Source organism: Mesorhizobium sp. M1A.F.Ca.IN.020.04.1.1, from assembly GCF_003997315.1.
Lineage (GTDB): Bacteria > Pseudomonadota > Alphaproteobacteria > Rhizobiales > Rhizobiaceae > Mesorhizobium.
In genome coordinates this window covers 1-18,235 of record NZ_RZSN01000123.1, presented here as the reverse complement: position 1 = coordinate 18,235, position 18,235 = coordinate 1, and the positions used below count along the sequence as shown (strand labels likewise).

The following is an 18,235-nucleotide window of genomic DNA, read 5'->3' as shown; positions in this document are numbered from 1 at the left end:
GGCTACCTCGCCGACGTGCTCGCCAGGATCGTCAACGGCCACCCGAACAGCCAGATCGACGAGCTTCTGCCCTGGGCCTTCATCGCCGCTCCCGAGCTTAAGGCCGTGGCCTAAGAACACCGCTTACAATCCTCCTTACGCGCGCCCTCGAAGATATTGCCGCCGTCGATTTTCTTGCCGTTGAGATTGCCGGCCTTGCCGGAGGTGCCGCAGGTCTTTTCGAACTTGTCGTAATAGGGTTCGAGATCGTCATAGGTGATCGGCCAGTCCTGCAGGTGCATGTCCGAAGGGATGATCTTTTCGCCGTACCTGTCGACGGTCCGGGTGCGCGCCTGATGATCCCATTCGAGCCAGCGCCAGGTCACGCCGTTCCAATGCACGCCGGCACCGCCGACACCCTGCCCTGGCAAGAACGAGCCGAGTTGACGCATCGGCAGCGCCGTTTGCGATTCACTATTGCGGAATGTGATGGTTTCCCGCCGCACGTTCTGCATGAGGTCGTGGCGGGCGGCGTAGCGCAGTTCGTCGTGGATTTCAGGATCGATGAAATCCGGATTGGTGTCACGCGGGCCTCCCCGCTCAAGGGCGACGATCTTGAGCTTGGTGGATGCAAGCTCCTTGGCAATGATGCCGCCTGTCCACCCCAGACCGACAATCAGCACATCGACCGGGTTCAGTTTGGTGGCCATGTCAAAGTCTCCTTTTTCTTGCGGCGATCAAATGAGGTCCTGGATGCCCTTCGGTTCAGCCTTGTAGGGCTTGTTCCGGAACGGCTCGATCTTGTCCGCGTACATGGCATCTGCGCCGGGGAAGCCGATCATCTTCCAGGCAGCCGCGTCCTTGTTCCCGCCGTACATCGGGTCCGCGAAATAACCCTCGATCGTGAGCTGCAGAAGGAGGCTGAAGAAGGTTGCAGCGGGCACCGTTGGAAGCTCGATCTTCGTGGCCTTAAGGTCCGCCATAATGGCGGCGCGGTCCTTTGCCGAAAGGGCCGCGAAGCTGTTCTTGTGGCTTTTCTGTACGACGGCATTGACGTCGGCGATTCCCGCCCGGATCAGTTCCGAGGGCGTCATCGGCAATTGATATCCCTGCCCGGGCGTACCCTCGCCGAACGGCCCTTCCAGATAAAGCCGGTCGCCCTTGCCGTATCCGCTGGCCATCTGCCGGTCGATGTATGTCGCCACGCCAAGCTCCTTGGCTCCGGGACCGGCCGCATCCTTTGGAATGAGCGTGTCGACCGCCGCCTCGACGAAGGCGGATTCGTCGACATTGAAGAATTCGTAGCCACCGCCTCGGGCACGAGGTTCGGCGGCGTGATGGTGCTTCGTCTCCGTGGCGGCAGCTGCCACGATCTCGTCCGCCGATGTGGATCCGCCAAACGGCAGGGTGCCCGCTGCCGCGCCGGCTGCGCCGAACAGTTTTAGAAAGTCACGACGTCCGACATCGCCTTGGCCGTTCTTTTCTTTCGTCGACATGATCGCTCCTGTGACACTGCGGGCAAAACGAGGGTGAGGATGGAGAGGCCTATGCCCGGTCCATCCCGGCGCTGCGCCGCATTCAGCGCTCAATCCGGTGAGTATTCGGAGAGCCTAATGTTCGCGCCCACTATGTGGCAAACGAAATTCATTGACATTTAAGCGCAATTTTTATGCTATTAGCGGTCATGGATATTGAACTCGCTCGCACCTTCATTGAGATCGTCTCGACCGGGAGCTTTATTCGCGCCTCGGAGCGCTTGAACGTCGCCCAGACGACCGTCAGCGCACGGATCCGCAACCTTGAGCAACAATTGGGCCGACCACTCTTCGTTCGGCATAAGGGGGGCGCTTCGCTCACTCCCGCGGGTGAGCAATTTCTGCGCCACGCTCCGATGTTCGTCCAACTATGGCAACGCACCCTTCATCAGGTTGCCGTGCCTCCGGGACGACGGGCCGTCCTGACGGTCGGCAGCGAAGTCAGCCTTGCGCAACCTCTTCTGCTCGACTGGGTCCGCTGGATGCGCCACTCGCTTCAGGATATCGCGCTGCGAGTACACGTCGACGTGCCACAGGACCTGATCAACCAGGTCGCCTCGGGAATGGTCGACATAGCCATCATGTACGCGCCCCCACACAGACCGGGCTTGAAGATCGATCTGCTTCTTGAGGAAAAACTGGTTCTCGCGACCACCAACCCCGAAGCGCAACTCCTGGACGGATCCGATTATGTCTATATGGATTGGGGGCCGGATTTTGAGCTTCATCACGGCGTGAATTTCCCGAGTGCTGCGCCGGATCTTTCCTTCGACCTCGGTCCGCTCGGATTGAACTATGTTCTGGCCGCTGGCGGGTCCGGATATTTTCGAATGAGCTCCGTGCAACCTCACATAGAAGCCGGCCGGCTTCATCTTGTGCCTGAAATGCCCCAGTTCTCCTATCCGGTCTATGCGGTGCAGTCCGCAAGTGCGGATGGAAGCGTAGTAGGTCCTGCCCTGTCAGGATTACATGCCGTTGCAGGCGGCGACGTTAAATTCTAGTCATTCTTGACGAGGCTTTTACATCCGGTCGGATTGACGGGAACAGCAGGTCGACTGTCGTCCCAATCCCCGGCTCGCTTGCAATGCGAACATGGCCGCCGATCATACGCATCAATGCGCGCACTTGCGGCAGCCCCATGCCGGTACCTTCCTCACCCTTCGTGGTGAAGAAAGGATCGAACGCGTTTCGCAACACTTCGGCGGTCATGCCGCAACCTTGGTCCTTGACGCTAACGCAGACATAGGTTCCCGGCCCCGGCGGATCGGGTGTCGCGGTCTCCTGCACCAACGGTCCGGTGATGACTCTGATCTCGCCGCCATTTGGCATGGCATCGCGCGCGTTGACGACGAGATTAAGCACTGCGGTGTCGAACAATGCGGGATCGATCAGGCAGTCGGGAGTTTCTGCACCGAGTTCAAGCTCGACGCGCACATCGGGTCCGCCGCCGTACCTCAGCAAAGGCGCGAAGGATCTGAGGAATTCATTCACGTCGCCAGCATGAGCATCAAGTTCCTGGTGCTTTGCAAAGGCGAGGAGCTGCGAGGTCAAATCGATCCCGCGATTGATTCCTTCCCGCGCCAGCGTGATGCAGGCCCTCACACGGTTGGGCTCGTCGGCTCTTGCTTCGGCAAGCCTCAGGCCGGACTCGATGACCGCCAGCAGGTTCCTGAAGTCATGCGCAATGCCGCCAGTCATCTCCCCCAATGCAGCAAGGCGATTCCTCGCACGCTCGCGTCCCTCGACTACGGCCCAGCCATCGATAGAAGCGTCCAGCAACTGAGAGCGCCCGCCTCGCCCAGCTTGAGACCGCGACTGATTTTCGCATGTATGCACGTCGCCTGTCATGAGAGCCGTCCCCAATCGACGACAGCCGGGAACTCGTGCCCCGGTCTGACGCAGTATCCAATCCTTCCTTGTTTCAGCCCGGTCCCGTAGGCATGGTCTGATCGCGCCGGACGAACCCTCGTGTCATGATGTCTTCGACTTTCGGAAATGCCTTGAGGGCCGCCTCCGGCAGATCGCCATTCGGGCCAACCAGCTCGGTCCAGCCATGTGCCTCGGGCGCTCCGACGATGATACGTCCGACCATTCCGGCGTGCTCATGCGGGATGCAATAGTAGTCATAGACCCCCTTCTCGGTGAAAATGACCGAAAAGCTCTCGTTGGGCAGGAGGTAATCGGAATCCCACGGTTTTGCCGCCTTGGGCATGCGGCGCGGTCTCTCGAAGTTCGTCGGACTGTAGGCAGTCGCCGTGTGCGAATTGCCGGAATTGAGATTCGTCCAGCGCACCGTCTGTCCCGGTTCGACCAGGATGCCGATCGGGTCGAACCAGACCTGTGAGCCGTCGTCGCGGCCTCGCATTCTGATTTCCACCACCTCGTCGGCCCACGCGACCTGGGGAGAGAGGGAAAGGGCAGCCACAAGCCAGCCACCCCCGCCCAGTACCTGACGACGTGTGACGCTCATTTGGCGACACGTGCTTCGTCGGCGGCAGAGACGTGCCACAACACGGCGTGGACGTGCGGTTCCGGAACGCCGGGATGCCCGGCATTGTAGTAAATGTCGACATGGTCGACATTGCCGCCCGGCGCCTTGAGGTCGTCCAAACGCTTGTCCGGATTGAGATCCTTGATCGGCAGCATGTAGATGGTGCTGACAAGCTTGCCGTGATGGTCATAGGCAAGGAACGGGCCGGCAGGCAATGTCGTCGGATCGACGAAAAGTTGGCCCATGCCCGGGAGGAAGTCGGGCAGCTTCACGAGCTTGCTGACCTGTTCGTAAGGAGCCGCTGGTGGGGCTTTGGTGACCTCATCCGCCGCCATGGCGCAAAGCGAACCGCCCGTTGTGAAGGCCACTGCGAGGATGAGTTTTTTCATTACGGGATCTCCTTGTTGAACTAAAAATGCGACCACCGTTGATCTATAGGAAGGTCGACAACCGATATTCATTGGTGAGACGGCCTTATCGCGTTCCAACCAGCAAGCAGGAGACTGTTCCGGTCGTCAACCGAAATTAACTGTTGTCTCAGTGCACTATTTTTGCTCGTCAGGTCGCGTACGGTTTGCTTGATTTCGAAAAATCTTTCACTATCTTCGAACTGCTATGCATATTTTTAACCTCGATTTCCGGCGAATGCCGAAACGCCTCAAAACGGGCCATTAACCCGGACGCGAGAGGGCCCTGGCTTCGCGTCCGGGACGGCCAGGATCTCAACTTCATTCGAAAGTGATTTCGGCTCTGCCTAAGCAGCGCGGCTGAACACTCATTTGCGCCTGCGTTTGGATCGACGCGGAGGTTTGACCCCGATGATGTCCCCCATCTTGTTGGAAGAAGACATCTCGCTTGACCTTGTGACAAAGGGAAAGCAATCAGCCTTGTCGAAAATCGCGATCAGGATCGCTCGAAGGAGTGGACTTGACGAGAAGGTGGTTCTCCGCAGTCTTTTCGACCGCGAGCGCCTCGCCTCGACTGGCATCGGTCGTGGCGTTGCGATCCCGCACGCTCTGCTGGAGAACATCTCCTCGCCTGTCGCGTCTTTGACACGCTTGGCCCCGCCTGTGGATTTCGAGGTCCCGACGACGACCCAGTCGATCTCGTTTACACGATCCTTTGGCCGCGCTCAGCCTCTTCCGCCTTCCTCCCTGCCCTTTCGCGAATATGCCGGCTGCTTCGGGCATCTCAGGTTCGGGAGCGGCTCCGCCTTGCACAATCCGCAGATGAGGCGTTGACGGTTCTCGAAACTCAGCTGCTCCCGAGTTCCACCAATTTGCATATTTCCCCGGATCAGATGCTCGGACAGCGCACCGACAGCTTTCGCGTACCAACGAAGCCTACCGGCGCGGTCACGATCACCGCCACGCCGGCAAGCATTGCCGAGACTGTAAACATCACCACGGTCGCATTTGCTATGGCGATACTGGGACAAACATTCCTGTTTTTATGTCCTTGAGGACAACATTGGTGTGCATTCGCTTGATCTGTGGATTTTGGGACATGATCTGCGCGGTGATCTCGTCGTACTGCTCCACATCCTGTGCCGTGATGATTGCAACGAGATCCACTGATCCAGTCACATAGTAGACCTGTTGGATGTGATCCTGTTTCTCGACCCAAGCCCGGAATTTCGATAGAGCATCGTAGTTTTCGCGCTCGATCTCCATTCCGACAATGAACGTCATCGGACTTCCAGCAACCTTGCGGTCCACAAGGGCGATTTCCGCGGAGATGATCCCTTCCTCCCGCATCCGCTTAATGCGACGCTGAACAGCGGACGCTGAAAGGCCAACCATCTCTCCAATGGCTTCCGCCTTCATCTGACAATCCCGCTGCATGATCTCAAGGATGGTTCGGTCGAACTGATCCAGTAACTCCGCCATTTTCTCCTCGCGCCTGAGACTTTCCGCTGACTATAGTTCCCAATCGCGGTCAATCGTCAAAATTTGGCCGATGCTCGCTTCTCCCGCGACAATTGATGAGTTTTGCGCGTTCCGGGCATTTTGCCGGCTCAGCGTGCAGGCTGACCAGTTCTTTGGCCATTCTGCGAGCTTCGACCTGCCTCTCGGCTCGTTCATCATCGATCCATCGCTCACGAGAGGAATTGGCATGACACAGCACAATATCGCGCTTATCGGTTTCGGCGGTGTCAACCGCGCCTTGGCCGAGCTGATCGCAGGAAGCAATGATCGTTGGAATGCCGAACTCGGCTTCCGTTTAAACATCGTCGCTGTTACCGATCTCCATCTCGGCTCAGTCATTTCTCCCAACGGAATCGACGCGCGCATGCTGGTGGAAACCAGATTCGCGAGGGGCGGGTTCGCACAACTGTCCGGCGGCAGTGCCGAAGCCGACAACGAAAAGGTCATCAAGCAGGCTCCGGCTGACATTGTCGCCGAGGCGACCTTCACCAATCCGGTCGATGGCGAGCCGGCCGTATCCCATTGCCGTTGGGCACTCGAAAGCGGCAAGCACGTCGTCACAACCAACAAGGGCCCGGTTGCCCTGGCGGCCGCGGAGCTGAAGGCACTCGGGGCGCGGCACGGCGTGATGTTTGAACATGAGGGGGCTGTCATGAGCGGCACCCCGGTCATTCGTATGGCCCAAAGGACGCTCGCGGGCGCCGGGCTTCATGGTTTCGAAGGGATTCTGAACGGCACCTCGAACTTTGTTCTTGGCCGCATGGAGGGCGGGCTTTCCTTCGCGGAGGCGGTAAAAGAAGCAAAGGACCTCGGTTATGCGGAAGCCGACCCTACTGCCGATGTTGAAGGTCACGATGTCCGGTTGAAAGTCGTCATCCTCGCAAATGAACTACTCGGTGGAAAGCTGACGCCGCAGGACGTGGACTGCAAGGGCATTTCGGGCCTGACCGTGGCCGATATCGACGCGGCGACGCGAGAAGGCTATCGCTGGAAGCTGATCGGCTCGGCCTCGGTTCGCCAGGACGGTGGTATCGCAGCCCGTGTGGCACCGCAGCGCCTTGCGCTCGATCATGCGCTCGCCGCCGTTGGCGGGGCGATCAACGCCATCTCGCTCAAGACAGACCTTCTCGGCGCGGTGACGGTGACCGGACCCGGCGCAGGCAGGGTCGAGACGGCCTATGCGCTCCTCTCGGACATCATCACCATCCATCAGTGCCGCCCTTCCGCCGACAAGAAGGAGGCCGCGTGATGACCGCTGCAAAATTGCGTGTCGCCGATGTGTTCGAGCAGATAGCCGTCAGAAATCCCTATGATGGAACGGTGGTCGGCAGCGTCGAAAGCACGGCTGCCGACCAGATTGCGGCGCTCATAAATCGCGCCAAAACCGGAGCTGTCTTGTCGAGAGCGCTGCCGAGACACCAGCGAGCGACTTTATTGGAAAGGGCCGCCAGCGCCGTCGAGCGCCAGAACGAAGATTTTGCCCGCTTGATTGTACGGGAAGCCGGCAAAACCATCGTCCAGGCCCGCAAGGAAGCCTCTCGGTGCGTCAACACGCTGAAGCTCTCCGCGGAAGAAGCAAAACGCAACGCCGGTGAGGTCATTCCGTTCGACGCTTACGCCGGTTCCGAGGCGCGTCAGGGCTGGTTCACGCGGGAGCCGCTAGGGATCATCGCAGCGATTACTCCTTACAACGACCCGCTCAATCTCGTCGCCCATAAGCTCGGGCCGGCAATCGCCGGCGGCAACGCCGTCTTGCTGAAGCCGTCCGAACTGACCCCGCTTTCGGCGATCCGCCTTGTCGAAACGCTGGTCGAAGCCGGGTTGCCTGAGGAGATCGTCACGGTCGCTGTCGGCGGCGCCGACCTGGGCAGCGCGATCGTCTCGGCGCGCGATGTCCGAATGGTGTCGTTCACCGGAGGTTTTGCGACCGGAGAAGCAATTGCCAGGACAGCAGGGCTGAAGAAGCTCGCCATGGATCTCGGCGGCAATGCACCTGTCGTAGTCCTGGCGGATTGTGACTTCGCCAAGGCGGTCGATGCGTGCGTGTCGGGCGCGTACTGGGCTGCCGGCCAGAATTGCATCGGCACCCAGCGGATTATCATCCAGGCGCCGGTCTATGAGCGGTTCCGTGAAGCGTTCGTGGCTGGTACGCGCAACCTGCTTGCCGGCAATCCAGAGCGCGAGGATACCGACGTCGGCCCGATGATTTCGGAACAGGCGGCCAAACGCGCGGAGACGATGGTCGACGACGCCATTGCCGCGGGAGCAAAGCTCCTGTGCGGGCACCGTCGAGCAGGAACAGTCTATCAGCCAACCGTGCTGGAAGGTGTGCCGAAGACATGTCGATTGTGGGCGGAGGAAGTCTTCGCGCCCGTCGTCCTCCTGCAATCCTTCGATACACTCGCCGATGCGATCGTGATGGCGAACGGTCCCGAATACAGCCTGCACGCAGGCGTCTTCACCAACAACATCGGCGACGCATTGGATGCCGCCGGGCAGATCGAGGCAGGAGGAGTGATGATCAACGACTCTTCCGATTATCGGTTTGATGCCATGCCGTTCGGCGGTTTCAAGTATGGCGCCATGGGGCGTGAAGGCGTTCGCTTTGCCTACGAAGAGATGACACAGCCAAAGGTCATCTGCATCAATCGAGCCTAGCTGTCTTTCTCCCGCAAAAGAGCCGCCTTGAGAGCTCATTTTCCGCGCGTCTGACCACGAATACGCGGGAAGGCCGCATACCGGGCCGGCTACTATCCGGCAAAACCCAATCAGAATTCCGCAGGGAACTACAGGCATGACGAAAAAGGCCCCTCCTGCCTTGCTCGTGGACAATGTCCACAAGAGCTATGCCAACCATGAAGTCCTCAGAGGGATATCGCTGTCGGCTGAGAAGGGCGATGTCATTTCGCTCATCGGGTCTTCGGGGTCAGGCAAAAGCACCTTTCTGCGGTGCATCAACTTTCTCGAGATTCCGGATCGCGGCCGCTTTGTCATCAATGGCGAAGAGGTTCTCATGAAGTCCGGCCAAGGCGGACGGGGGTATCCGGCCAACTGGCGGCAGATCGAGCGTATGCGGACTGGCCTGGCCATGGTGTTCCAGAGTTTCAATCTCTGGCCCCACCTGACGGTGCTCCAGAATGCCATCGAGGCCCCGGTTCATGTGCTGGGGGTGAGCCGCAGCGAGGCGATCGATCGGGCCGACAGTTTGCTTGCGAAGGTCGGACTTTATGAGAAACGGCACGCCTATCCGGCCTTCCTGTCGGGCGGCCAACAGCAGCGCGCGTCCATCGCTCGTGCCCTTTGTGTCGACCCGGCCGTGATGCTGTTCGACGAGCCTACTTCCGCCCTGGATCCTGAACTTGTCGGCGAGGTCCTGAAGGTTATCCGAGATCTCGCGGACGAGGGCCGAACGATGCTCCTCGTGACACATGAGATGAAATTCGCTCGCGACGTCTCCAGTCACGTGATGTTCCTGCATCAGGGGCGCGTCGAAGAAGAAGGGTCGCCGGATCAAGTCTTCGGTGCGCCGATAACTGCCCGTTGCCGAGAATTTACCGGCGCGTTGAGCGGCTGACCCTCCCTGTTTCCAACCTGACGAAAACTCAAGAAAGGGGAATTGAATGAAATTGCTGTCCATCCTGCTGACAGGGGCCGCGCTCGCCCTGTCAATCGCCACTGCGAGTGCCGAAGTTCGCTTTGGCATCATGAACGAAGCCTATCCGCCCTTCTTCACCAAAGACCCCTCCGGCAAGTGGGTCGGCTGGGAAATCGAGCTGATGGATGCTGTCTGCGCCGAGATGAAGGAAACCTGCTCTGTCGTCGACATGTCCTGGGACGGGCTCATTCCAGGGCTTCAGGCGAAAAAATTCGATGTCATCTGGTCGTCGATGTCGATCACCGACGAGCGCAAGCAGACGATCGACTTCACCGACAAATACTACAACACGCCGAGCAAACTGATTGGCGCCAAGGATGGCACGACCGGAGCTTCGCCGGATGATGTTTCGGGGAAGACGATCGGTATCCAGGTGTCGACCATCCAGTCCGAATACTACAAGAAATATTTCGCCGACAAGGCATCGGAAAAAACCTACACGACGCTCGATGAGGCGTTCCAGGATCTTGCCGCCGGCCGGATCGACTACGTCTTCGGCGATTCCATACCGCTATCGGAATTCCTCAAATCCGACTTCGGCAAGGAATGCTGCAAGGACATGGGAAATGTGAAAGACGATCCGGCCATCCTTGGATCGGGCATCGGCGGTGGACTGAGAAAAGGCGATCAGGCACTGCGCGAGAAGCTCAATGCAGCAATTACGGCTGTCAGAGCAAACGGAAAGTATGCGGAAATCTCGAAGAAGTACTTCGATTTCGACCCGTACGGTGAATGAGTGTGGCTACGGCAGACGACGTAAGCGCATCTGCCGTAGCCCGCTTGTCCGCCGGTTCTGTCTCGGGTCATTGGCCGGTGCACCGCCGGCGTTGTTCGCCGGCTGCGAAGCATCGCGCTTCGCGGCTCTCGTTCCCGCCCAAAAATCAAGGTTGAACTCAGATGTCGACCTCCCAGTCGATCCTGGAAATGCTTTCCCCCTATCCGCCTGGATGGGGCGGCGTGCTTCTCAAAGGCGCGCTTTCCACCATTTCGATATCGTTGGGTGCTTACCTTCTCGGGATGCTGATTGGTCTTGGCGGGGCTCTTGGCAAACTCAAGGGCAACCCGCCGGTCCTGCTTCTTCTCGACGTCTATACGACTGCGGTTCGGGCCATTCCCGAACTGATCCTGATTATCGGTCTGTACTATGCCGGCACTGACGGTCTGAACCGAATTCTCTCGAGCTTCGGGCTTCCCAATGTCGAGATCAACGGGTTTGTCGCGGCAATCGCAGTGCTCGGAATCGTCCAGGGCGCCTACATGACCGAAGTGTTTCGTGGCGCAATCCTGGCGATTCCTGTTGGACAGATCGAGGCCGCCAGTTCCTTCGGCATGCGCCCATGGTTGAGGTTTCGCCGTATCGCTCTGCCGGCATTGATCCCGAATGCCCTGCCTGGGCTTGCCAACCTCTGGATGTCGGTGACGAAGGACAGTGCGTTGATCGCGGTCGTCGGCTATCAGGAGTTGGCGCTCGCCACGCGGATCGCGGCCGGCAACACGAAGCACTATTTTCTGTTCTTCCTGGTCGCCGCTGCCGTCTATCTCGTCATCACGCTTGTCTCCAACGTCGTCTTCGGCCTCCTCGAGAGCCGCTATCGACGCGGGCAGCCGAAAACCGCTTAGGACGCTCGCGATGAATTTCTCATGGGTATCGTCCTATTGGCCGCTCATTGCCGCAGGCGCGGTTCAGACGGTCCTCCTTCTCGTCATTTCCGTCGGGGTCGGCTTCATTCTGGCGATCGGTCTTGCGCTCGCGCAGGTCAGCGGTCCGCGATGGCTGAAATGGCTTGCCCGTTGCTACTGCACCTGCCTTCGCGGCACGCCACTTTTGATCCAACTGTGGTTGCTCTATTACGGCATCGGTTCGCTGCTGCCGATGATACCAGGGCTGCGCGCGAGCTTCCTCTGGCCGATAGTGCGGGAGGGCTTCTTCTTCGCAGCGCTCAGTTTCACGCTCAACTACGCCGCCTATGAGGCCGAAGTCCTGCGGGGTGCGCTTCTCGCCGTCCCGAAAGGCGAGCTCGAGGCAGGTCGCTCGTTCGGTATGACTTCCTGGACGCTGTTGAGACGGATCTGGCTGCCTCGCGCCATACGTATCGCACTGCCGACGATAGCTGGCGAGGTGGTTCTGCAACTGAAAGCGACACCCCTCGCCTTCACCGTGACAGTGATGGATCTCTACGCCGTCGCGTACAAGGTGAGGCAGGACACCCTGCTCGTTTATGAACCGCTGATGATCGTCACGGTGTTCTACATCTTGCTGACGCTTCTGATCACCCGCACCTTCAGGCTCGTCGAGGCGCAAATCCCGGTTCGCAGCTGAATTATCAGCTCGGCCCCAAGACGATGAAATTCAAGGAATTCTGCAGGAAGGTCTTCCATGTCCTCGAACATCTCTACTCCCTTCGCAACTGACGGTTGGGGCTCGAATGCACGCATGACGCTGTTGTCGCCCGTAAGCGGCGGTGTCGTCCTACGTCGGGAAACCCTGGCGCTCGACGGCGGACTGACCATCGATCCGATCACGAAGGCTATCGCGCCCAACATCTCAATGTCGGTCAACAACATGTTGGTTCCTGGTGACGGCGCCTTTTCCGCGGACGGGGTATCAGACCTGACTGCTCTGCCGTTTCTGTATGCCCGCTGGACCAATCCGACCGTGCGGCAGCTCGAGCAGCGCATGGCCGCACTCGAAGGTGCGGAGGATGCGCTCGCAACAGCAACCGGCGTGGCCGCGATCGCAGCCACCTTCCTGACCTTTCTCAAAGGGGGGGACCATCTGATCATCAGCGACGTCTGCTATGCCGGCGCCTACGAACTGGCACACCGCATATTGCCCGAGTACGGGATCGAGGTGAGCGCCGTGAACATGTCGGTCATTGGCGACGTTGTCGCAGCCTTCCGACCCAACACGCGGCTCGTCCACTGCGAAAGCCCCTGCAATCCAATCCTGCGCCTGACCGATCTGGCCGAAGTCGCGAAGCTGGCACACGAACGCGGCGCGCTGGTTTCCGTCGATTCCACGCTTGCCACGCCGGTCGCGACCCGCCCGGCCGTACTCGGCATCGATCTCGTCATTCACTCCCTGACCAAGTTCATCAACGGGCACGGCGACGCCTTGGGTGGCGCCGTGTGCGGGCGCAAGGATCTGGTGGAAAAAATCCGCTCTCGTACTGGAGTTTATCTCGGCGCTTCTTTGTCTGCCCAGAATGCCTGGCTCATCATGCGCGGGATCGACACGCTCTTTCCCAGGCTCCGGACCATGTCCGCTTCTGCGATGCAGATCGCCCGTTTTCTCGCCAAGCATCCAAAAATCAGGTCTGTCACCTACCCCGGCCTGGAAAGCCATCCGCAGCATGCCTTGGCAACACGTCAGATGGATGTATTCGGGGGAGTTCTGACCTTCCAGACCGACGACCCGCAGGCGATGGCAGCCCAACTCGCTGACAGGCTCCGCGTAGCGCACTACGCCTTTTCGCTTGGTCACCAGCGCAGCATCGTTGTCCTTCTCGATACGAACGAAATGATGAAATCGACTTACGGTCTGCGGGGCGCTCAGCTCGACGACTACCGCGCCTTCGCGGGAGACGGCGTCTTTCGCCTTTCCATTGGCCTGGAGTCGGTGGACGACCTGATCGAGGATCTTGACCAGGCGCTGCGTGCCTAAGGCTCTTGCGCGAGGGGATATGATGACCGTTGAGAGGACCGAAACCGATATGCTCGGCGAGCGGGATCTGCCCGCCGACGCGCTGTTCGGCATCCACACGCTGAGGGCAGCGGAGAATTTCGACGTATCCGGAATCCGCCTGCGGGACTTCCCGGAATTCGTTCAATCGCTTGCCATGGTCAAAAAGGCGGCTGCACGAACCAACAAGGAGCTGCAACTACTGGCTCCCGATGTTGCCGATGCAATCGATCGAGCCTGCGATCGACTGATCACCTGCGAGGACCTCACCGACCATTTCCCGATCGACATGATGCAGGGAGGCGCCGGGACCTCGACCAACATGAACGTCAATGAGGTGGTCGCGAACCTGGCGCTTCTGGAGATAGGCAAGGTGCCGGGCGACTACGCCGCGGTTCACCCCAATGACCATGTCAACCTGTCCCAGTCGACTAACGATGTCTATCCGACGGCCATCCGGGTAACGGTGATGCGCGGCTGCGCCGTCGTGCTCGAAGCGCAGCGAAGGCTGCGAGATACCTTTGGCAGAAAGGGTGAGGAATTCGCTAATATCGCCAAGGTCGGACGCACCCAGTTGCAGGACGCGGTTCCAATGTTCCTTGGTCAGGAGTTCGACGCTTTTGCCGAGACCATTGACGAAGACATAATCCAGCTTCGAAAAGCCATGGAACTGATGCGGGAAATGAACCTCGGAGGCACCGCCATCGGCACCGGCTTAAATGCGCCCGAGGGATTCTCAGTCAGCGCCTGCCGTCATCTTTCGGAAATTTCTCGGCTTGAAATGGTTCCGGCACGCAACTTCGTGGAAGCAACGTCCGACACCGGAGCCTTTGTGTCGTTTTCGGGCACGCTGAAGCGGATCGCTGTCAAGCTTTCCAAGATATGTAACGATTTGAGGCTGCTCTCCAGTGGCCCTCGGGCTGGCCTTGGTGAAATCAGATTGCCTCCGCGACAGGCCGGCTCGTCGATCATGCCGGGCAAGGTCAACCCAGTCATTCCCGAGATGATGAACCAGATTGGCTTTCAAATCATTGGCAACGATCTGACGGTGACACTGGCGGCGAGCGCTGGACAATTGCAGTTAAACGCGATGGAGCCCGTGATCGTTCTCAACATCCTGCAATCGATGCGACTTCTGGCGCGCGGCATGGATATCCTGCGCGAACGTTGCGTCGACGGCATCGAGGCGGATGCCGATCGCTGCCGCTTTCTCTATGATCAGTCGCTCATTCTGGCCGCATCGCTCAATCCAGTTGTCGGATATAGCAAGGCTGCACTCTTGGCCAAGGCGGCGCTCGCTTCCGGCACAAGCCTTCGCCAGGCTGCTGAGGCCGATGGCTCGTTCAGCCGTGCACAACTGGATCAGATTTTCGGCGTCGCGCAGTCCTCCTCTGTTGTGCTGAAACGCATTTAACTCCCGAATCGACCATGGCCGTATTTACCCAGCTTTCCGACGATGACCGCGAAGCGATTTCGGTCGCCTACGGCATAGCCCCGCTGACCTCGGTGATTGGCATTGCCGACGGAGATACCGAGACGACCTATCTCTTCCGGTCACAGCGGGGCGAGTACATCGTCACTCTGTTTGAAAACGGCGCTGAGCCGTTCGATCTTGAACGCGCGTTTCGGACCATGGAGTTGTTGTCGGCCGCGTGTGTTCCCTGCCCTAAAACGTTCCGCACCGAAACGGGCGGGGCGACGATCCGTCTGTCCGGGAAGCTCGTGGCGGTGGTCGGCTTTGTCCAGGGCACGCAATCGGCTTGCGCAAGCCCGGCCCAGTGTTTCGATCTCGGGCGGCGCCTCGCGCAGATCCATCGAACGCTGATGCCTGCCTCTCCCGAAAAGAGGGAGGGACTGCCAAGGGGACCAATCCATGGGGCGCTGTTTCCGGACAATGTGTTTTTTCTCGGCGATTGCGTCAGTGGCATCATCAATTTCAGGCTTCGCCATGACGATGTCCTGATCGCAGAACTGGCAGACGTGTTGGTTCGATGGACGATGCTGAGCAACGGGGCGCTGGATGGGGAGCGCGCGGAGGCAATTCTCAAGGGATATTGCCGCGTCCGCCAGTTGCAAGACAACGAGCGCCAAGCACTGGCGGCCTTTGCTCTCGCTGCGGCTGCGACTTTTATAGCTGTTTCGGAAGGTAGTATTGATCTACGGGTTCGTGCCGAGAACGCGTTCCTATCAGCGCAAAGCCTGTTTGCAGCTAGAGAAACTCCTATTGGTGCCGCATGAAAAGGCTTCTTGACCGGGCAGACGAGCGTATTCTTATGGAACTGACCAGGAACGCGCGTATTTCGCATGCGGACCTGGCCGCGAGGGTCAATCTTTCTCGCAACGCCGTCCGCCAGCGGATTGAACGCCTGGAGCGGGATGGCCTAATTCGGGGATATACGATCGTTGCAGGCGAAGGACGCATCGCGACTTCAACGATTGCGGCACTGATGTTTGTTTATCGCAATGACCGGATGCGGGGGGCCGACGTCATTCAAGCACTGCGACGGATCCCAGAGGTCGTCGCCTGCGACGTGATGAGCGGCGAATTCGACCTGGTCGTCCGTGTAGAGGCGACGGAGGCCGATCGCACACGGCAGATCTGGCAGGAGATTTCCGCATTGCCCGGTGTGCGAGACACCCTCACAGCGTTCGCGCTATCGTCGATGATCCGGCGTTGAACCTTTATGGATTCCCCTCCTTAGGCCGTGCGACCGATGGGAGGGATGTCCGACTTGGGGGCCGAGAGCGGGCTGTCCGCTTTCTGCAAGAAAGTCGAAAAGCCACCTTCTCCCGGAAGGCTAGTGCTTCAAGATCTGGCTGAGGAACAATTTCGTTCGCTCGTGGCGCGGGTGACTGAAAAACTCGTCGGGCGTGCCCTCTTCGACGATCTGCCCAGCGTCCATGAAAATGACGCGGTCGGCCACTGCACGGGCAAAACCCATCTCATGCGTTACACACACCATGGTCATGCCGTCGCGGGCCAATCCAGTCATGGTCTCCAGCACCTCCGAGACCATTTCCGGGTCGAGGGCAGAGGTCGGTTCGTCGAAAAGCATGACGTCCGGTTTCATGCACAGGCTGCGGGCGATCGCGACACGCTGTTGCTGGCCGCCCGACAGCTGGACCGGGAACTTGTTCGCCTGCTCGGGAATACGGACCCGTTCGAGGAACTGAATAGCGGTCTTGCGTGCTTCCATGGCGGAAACACCTTTGACCCACATTGGCCCGGCCATGCAGTTCATCAACACCGTCATATGCGGAAACAGATTGAAGTGCTGGAACACCATGCCAACATTGGAGCGGACGGCGGCGAGGTTCTTCATCTTGCCATGCAGAGCGACGCCGTTGACGACGATATCGCCGCCCTGATGCGCTTCGAGGCGGTTGAAGCAGCGGATCAGTGTCGACTTGCCCGAGCCGGACGGCCCGCAGATGACGATGCGCTCGCCTTTGTGGACAGTCAGGTTGATGTCCTTCAGCGCGTGGAACTGGCCGTACCATTTGGAAACTGCCCTGGCTTCAATGATAACCCGCGCGCTCATCGCACTTTGCTCCTGGCGTAGTGCCGTTCGATCCGCGACTGGATCAGCTCGAGGCAGATCGACAGCACCCAATAAATGATGGCGGCCGAGATCAGCATTTCCATGTGCTGGAAGGTCTTCTGGCCGAGCGTTCGTGCCAGGAACATCAGCTCCCAAACGCCGATGACGGAGACCAGCGAAGAATCCTTCAGCATCGAGATGAACTGGTTGCCGGTCGGCGGAATGATGACCGGCAATGCCTGCGGCAGGATGATGCGGCGCATGGTCAAGGCGAAGCCGAACCCATGGAGCGCGAGGCCTCACATTGGCCCCGATCGATGCTCTGAATGCCGGAGCGGAAGATCTCGGTCATGTAGGCGCCGTAGCAGAGCGACAGCGCCAGTATGCCGGCGGGCACGGCATTGATGACGAAGCCGAGCTGCGGCAGCATCTCAGGTTCGGGAGCGGCTCCGCCTTTGCACAATCCGCAGATGAGGCGTCGACGGTTCTCGAAACTCAGCTGCTCCCGAGTTCCACCAATTTGCATATTTCCCCGGAGGGCTTGGAGTCGTCTCGTATGGGGATGCAGCGCTGCCTTGCGGGGCGCGGTGCGATGGCCTCATTTCCGAGCACCCCTGACCGCTACACACCGCGATGATGCCCGAAAACTTCCTCGTAGGCACCCCCGTTCCCCGGCTGCATTGGCGACGGGCGAGCCAGCGGGCCACTAGGAACGCTGGAACTACGTGAGATGGCTGCGTGTGGACAATTTGGTGCAGTCTAGGCTTCGACTGGACGGGTGTCACACTACCGCATGGGAAGAGCGCTCTTTCTGGAAAGGAGACGAGAATGGTTAAGCCGAAGAAAAACGGCAAGGCAGTTTCAAGGCTGTTCGAGTCTAACATCAACCGTGACAGCAGCTTGCTGCCGATGCTGATCGGCGGGCTTGTCCTGAATCATCATCGGGGCAACCGTCGTTATGATGTTCGTTTAGTTTCGCAGGGATACCGACGCGAATAGCGGCCGTGACCCACCCGCCATTAGGCCTGCTGATCAATTTGACAGGACTCTGGCCTCGTTACGTGGATGTGTGGTGACGCGAAGCTCAACGGCGGGCGCGGTCGATAGAGATGTTGCTAGGCGCGCATCCGTACGCCGCCGCGTAATCTGCGCCTGCCCATCGCCCGCAGCCGACATCGAGACTTATTACATTTTTGACCTTCGGCTCGAAAGCAGGAGGGGGAACGACTGGGCAACACTGTGGGACTTTCCGTGGGACTTTGCGTGCCGAACTCTGCCAATGTACGCCGTTCGTTCCGCTCTTCCATTTTGGGGCTTGCTCAAAATGGTTCGGAACCCTATGGGGATGCCGTTCGGAGTGTAGCGCAGCCTGGTAGCGCACCTGATTTGGGATCAGGGGGTCGCGTGTTCGAATCACGCCACC

Annotated in this window: 21 protein-coding genes and 1 pseudogene; 14 read left to right on the top strand and 8 right to left on the bottom strand. The window is 59.3% G+C overall.

Annotation, left to right across the window (positions count from 1 at the left end; translation table 11 throughout):
- Positions 1–114, top strand: a 114-nt coding sequence (locus tag EOA49_RS22190; RefSeq protein ID WP_164746876.1) for a transposase domain-containing protein, incomplete at its 5' end; no start/stop codon positions are given.
- On the opposite strand, the gene EOA49_RS22185 is transcribed toward EOA49_RS22190, so the two are convergent.
- Together EOA49_RS22185 and EOA49_RS22180 are read right to left on the bottom strand one after the other, a co-directional pair.
- Positions 111–689 carry a GMC family oxidoreductase gene (locus tag EOA49_RS22185; protein ID WP_127239860.1) on the bottom strand — a complete coding sequence of 193 codons (579 nt, stop codon included), beginning with the start codon at positions 687–689 and terminating at the stop codon, positions 111–113. The two genes, EOA49_RS22190 and EOA49_RS22185, sit on opposite strands and share 4 nt — an antisense overlap.
- Positions 690–716: 27 nt before the next feature.
- The gene (locus tag EOA49_RS22180) at positions 717–1,475 is read right to left on the bottom strand and encodes a gluconate 2-dehydrogenase subunit 3 family protein (protein WP_127239863.1); all 759 of its coding nucleotides are present in this window, start codon (positions 1,473–1,475) and stop codon (positions 717–719) included.
- A gap of 188 nt (positions 1,476–1,663) precedes the next feature.
- Between EOA49_RS22180 and EOA49_RS22175 the strand changes: the two genes are divergently transcribed.
- The gene (locus EOA49_RS22175; protein ID WP_127239859.1) at positions 1,664–2,515 is read left to right on the top strand and encodes a LysR family transcriptional regulator; all 852 of its coding nucleotides are present in this window, start codon (positions 1,664–1,666) and stop codon (positions 2,513–2,515) included.
- Here the strand turns inward: EOA49_RS22175 and EOA49_RS22170 are convergent.
- The 3 genes from EOA49_RS22170 to EOA49_RS22160 all read right to left on the bottom strand — a co-directional run bounded on the left by EOA49_RS22170 (position 2,505) and on the right by EOA49_RS22160 (position 4,394).
- The gene (locus tag EOA49_RS22170; RefSeq protein WP_067330508.1) at positions 2,505–3,212 is read right to left on the bottom strand and encodes an ATP-binding protein; all 708 of its coding nucleotides are present in this window, start codon (positions 3,210–3,212) and stop codon (positions 2,505–2,507) included. The genes EOA49_RS22175 and EOA49_RS22170 overlap by 11 nt on opposite strands.
- A gap of 223 nt (positions 3,213–3,435) precedes the next feature.
- The gene (locus EOA49_RS22165) at positions 3,436–3,879 is read right to left on the bottom strand and encodes a plastocyanin/azurin family copper-binding protein (protein ID WP_245460767.1); all 444 of its coding nucleotides are present in this window, start codon (positions 3,877–3,879) and stop codon (positions 3,436–3,438) included.
- 101 nt (positions 3,880–3,980) lie between these two features.
- Entirely contained in the window at positions 3,981–4,394 is a 414-nt protein-coding gene (locus EOA49_RS22160) for a DUF5602 domain-containing protein (protein ID WP_127239857.1), read from the bottom strand.
- 429 nt (positions 4,395–4,823) lie between these two features.
- Between EOA49_RS22160 and EOA49_RS34135 the strand changes: the two genes are divergently transcribed.
- A complete protein-coding gene (locus tag EOA49_RS34135) occupies positions 4,824–5,246 on the top strand; it encodes a PTS sugar transporter subunit IIA (RefSeq protein ID WP_348626884.1) in 423 nt (140 codons plus the stop codon).
- 177 nt (positions 5,247–5,423) lie between these two features.
- Here EOA49_RS34135 and EOA49_RS22150 read toward each other — a convergent pair whose 3' ends face one another.
- On the bottom strand, positions 5,424–5,894 hold the full coding sequence (locus EOA49_RS22150; protein WP_127239856.1) for an Lrp/AsnC family transcriptional regulator: 471 nt from the start codon (positions 5,892–5,894) through the stop codon (positions 5,424–5,426).
- Positions 5,895–6,120: 226 nt separating this feature from the next.
- Here EOA49_RS22150 and EOA49_RS22145 point away from each other — a divergent pair, with 226 nt between their 5' ends.
- The 10 genes from EOA49_RS22145 to EOA49_RS22100 all read left to right on the top strand — a co-directional run bounded on the left by EOA49_RS22145 (position 6,121) and on the right by EOA49_RS22100 (position 15,948).
- A complete protein-coding gene (locus EOA49_RS22145) occupies positions 6,121–7,182 on the top strand; it encodes a homoserine dehydrogenase (protein ID WP_127239862.1) in 1,062 nt (353 codons plus the stop codon).
- Entirely contained in the window at positions 7,182–8,591 is a 1,410-nt protein-coding gene (locus EOA49_RS22140; protein WP_127239855.1) for an aldehyde dehydrogenase family protein, read from the top strand. Before EOA49_RS22145 ends, EOA49_RS22140 begins: the two co-directional genes overlap by 1 nt.
- A gap of 136 nt (positions 8,592–8,727) precedes the next feature.
- Positions 8,728–9,507 carry an ABC transporter ATP-binding protein gene (locus tag EOA49_RS22135; RefSeq protein ID WP_127239854.1) on the top strand — a complete coding sequence of 260 codons (780 nt, stop codon included), beginning with the start codon at positions 8,728–8,730 and terminating at the stop codon, positions 9,505–9,507.
- Between the two features lie 46 nt (positions 9,508–9,553).
- On the top strand, positions 9,554–10,324 hold the full coding sequence (locus EOA49_RS22130; protein WP_127239853.1) for a transporter substrate-binding domain-containing protein: 771 nt from the start codon (positions 9,554–9,556) through the stop codon (positions 10,322–10,324).
- 161 nt (positions 10,325–10,485) lie between these two features.
- Positions 10,486–11,208, top strand: a complete 723-nt coding sequence (locus EOA49_RS22125) for an ABC transporter permease subunit (protein ID WP_067330484.1) — start codon at positions 10,486–10,488, stop codon at positions 11,206–11,208.
- A gap of 10 nt (positions 11,209–11,218) precedes the next feature.
- Positions 11,219–11,908 carry an ABC transporter permease gene (locus tag EOA49_RS22120; protein ID WP_095800025.1) on the top strand — a complete coding sequence of 230 codons (690 nt, stop codon included), beginning with the start codon at positions 11,219–11,221 and terminating at the stop codon, positions 11,906–11,908.
- 114 nt (positions 11,909–12,022) lie between these two features.
- Positions 12,023–13,252 (top strand): aminotransferase class I/II-fold pyridoxal phosphate-dependent enzyme, encoded by a 1,230-nt coding sequence (locus EOA49_RS22115; protein WP_127239861.1) that lies wholly within the window; start codon positions 12,023–12,025, stop codon positions 13,250–13,252.
- 22 nt (positions 13,253–13,274) lie between these two features.
- Positions 13,275–14,684 carry an aspartate ammonia-lyase gene (locus tag EOA49_RS22110; protein WP_127215642.1) on the top strand — a complete coding sequence of 470 codons (1,410 nt, stop codon included), beginning with the start codon at positions 13,275–13,277 and terminating at the stop codon, positions 14,682–14,684.
- A 14-nt stretch (positions 14,685–14,698) separates the two neighbouring features.
- Positions 14,699–15,508 (top strand): phosphotransferase, encoded by an 810-nt coding sequence (locus tag EOA49_RS22105; protein WP_127215641.1) that lies wholly within the window; start codon positions 14,699–14,701, stop codon positions 15,506–15,508.
- Complete coding sequence (locus tag EOA49_RS22100; protein ID WP_127215640.1) at positions 15,505–15,948, top strand: Lrp/AsnC family transcriptional regulator; 444 nt, start codon at positions 15,505–15,507, stop codon at positions 15,946–15,948. Before EOA49_RS22105 ends, EOA49_RS22100 begins: the two co-directional genes overlap by 4 nt.
- Before the next feature lie 120 nt (positions 15,949–16,068).
- Here the strand turns inward: EOA49_RS22100 and EOA49_RS22095 are convergent, their stop codons facing one another.
- Positions 16,069–16,812: an amino acid ABC transporter ATP-binding protein gene (locus EOA49_RS22095; RefSeq protein WP_127239852.1), complete on the bottom strand. Its 744-nt coding sequence runs from the start codon at positions 16,810–16,812 to the stop codon at positions 16,069–16,071.
- Positions 16,809–17,239 (bottom strand): annotated as a pseudogene (locus tag EOA49_RS22090) (amino acid ABC transporter permease); the annotation flags it as partial. The pseudogene EOA49_RS22090 and the gene EOA49_RS22095, both read right to left, overlap by 4 nt.
- Positions 17,240–17,640: 401 nt before the next feature.
- Between EOA49_RS22090 and EOA49_RS32765 the strand changes: the two are divergent.
- Positions 17,641–17,811 carry a hypothetical protein gene (locus EOA49_RS32765; RefSeq protein WP_164746678.1) on the top strand — a complete coding sequence of 57 codons (171 nt, stop codon included), beginning with the start codon at positions 17,641–17,643 and terminating at the stop codon, positions 17,809–17,811.
- The last annotated feature ends 424 nt before the right edge of the window (positions 17,812–18,235 follow it).

Excerpts from the sequence above, each read along its gene's own strand:
- EOA49_RS22185 (WP_127239860.1), bottom strand. The coding sequence starts at position 689 with ATGGCCACCAAACTGAACCCGGTCGATGTGCTGATTGTCGGTCTGGGG.
- EOA49_RS22180 (WP_127239863.1), bottom strand. The coding sequence starts at position 1,475 with ATGTCGACGAAAGAAAAGAACGGCCAAGGCGATGTCGGACGTCGTGAC.
- EOA49_RS22175 (WP_127239859.1), top strand. The coding sequence starts at position 1,664 with ATGGATATTGAACTCGCTCGCACCTTCATTGAGATCGTCTCGACCGGG.
- EOA49_RS22170 (WP_067330508.1), bottom strand. The coding sequence starts at position 3,212 with ATGACTGGCGGCATTGCGCATGACTTCAGGAACCTGCTGGCGGTCATC.
- EOA49_RS22165 (WP_245460767.1), bottom strand. The coding sequence starts at position 3,879 with ATGCGAGGCCGCGACGACGGCTCACAGGTCTGGTTCGACCCGATCGGC.
- EOA49_RS22160 (WP_127239857.1), bottom strand. The coding sequence starts at position 4,394 with ATGAAAAAACTCATCCTCGCAGTGGCCTTCACAACGGGCGGTTCGCTT.
- EOA49_RS34135 (WP_348626884.1), top strand. The coding sequence starts at position 4,824 with ATGATGTCCCCCATCTTGTTGGAAGAAGACATCTCGCTTGACCTTGTG.
- EOA49_RS22150 (WP_127239856.1), bottom strand. The coding sequence starts at position 5,894 with ATGGCGGAGTTACTGGATCAGTTCGACCGAACCATCCTTGAGATCATG.
- EOA49_RS22145 (WP_127239862.1), top strand. The coding sequence starts at position 6,121 with ATGACACAGCACAATATCGCGCTTATCGGTTTCGGCGGTGTCAACCGC.
- EOA49_RS22140 (WP_127239855.1), top strand. The coding sequence starts at position 7,182 with ATGACCGCTGCAAAATTGCGTGTCGCCGATGTGTTCGAGCAGATAGCC.
- EOA49_RS22135 (WP_127239854.1), top strand. The coding sequence starts at position 8,728 with ATGACGAAAAAGGCCCCTCCTGCCTTGCTCGTGGACAATGTCCACAAG.
- EOA49_RS22130 (WP_127239853.1), top strand. The coding sequence starts at position 9,554 with ATGAAATTGCTGTCCATCCTGCTGACAGGGGCCGCGCTCGCCCTGTCA.
- EOA49_RS22125 (WP_067330484.1), top strand. The coding sequence starts at position 10,486 with ATGTCGACCTCCCAGTCGATCCTGGAAATGCTTTCCCCCTATCCGCCT.
- EOA49_RS22120 (WP_095800025.1), top strand. The coding sequence starts at position 11,219 with ATGAATTTCTCATGGGTATCGTCCTATTGGCCGCTCATTGCCGCAGGC.
- EOA49_RS22115 (WP_127239861.1), top strand. The coding sequence starts at position 12,023 with ATGACGCTGTTGTCGCCCGTAAGCGGCGGTGTCGTCCTACGTCGGGAA.
- EOA49_RS22110 (WP_127215642.1), top strand. The coding sequence starts at position 13,275 with ATGACCGTTGAGAGGACCGAAACCGATATGCTCGGCGAGCGGGATCTG.
- EOA49_RS22105 (WP_127215641.1), top strand. The coding sequence starts at position 14,699 with ATGGCCGTATTTACCCAGCTTTCCGACGATGACCGCGAAGCGATTTCG.
- EOA49_RS22100 (WP_127215640.1), top strand. The coding sequence starts at position 15,505 with ATGAAAAGGCTTCTTGACCGGGCAGACGAGCGTATTCTTATGGAACTG.
- EOA49_RS22095 (WP_127239852.1), bottom strand. The coding sequence starts at position 16,812 with ATGAGCGCGCGGGTTATCATTGAAGCCAGGGCAGTTTCCAAATGGTAC.
- EOA49_RS32765 (WP_164746678.1), top strand. The coding sequence starts at position 17,641 with ATGGTTAAGCCGAAGAAAAACGGCAAGGCAGTTTCAAGGCTGTTCGAG.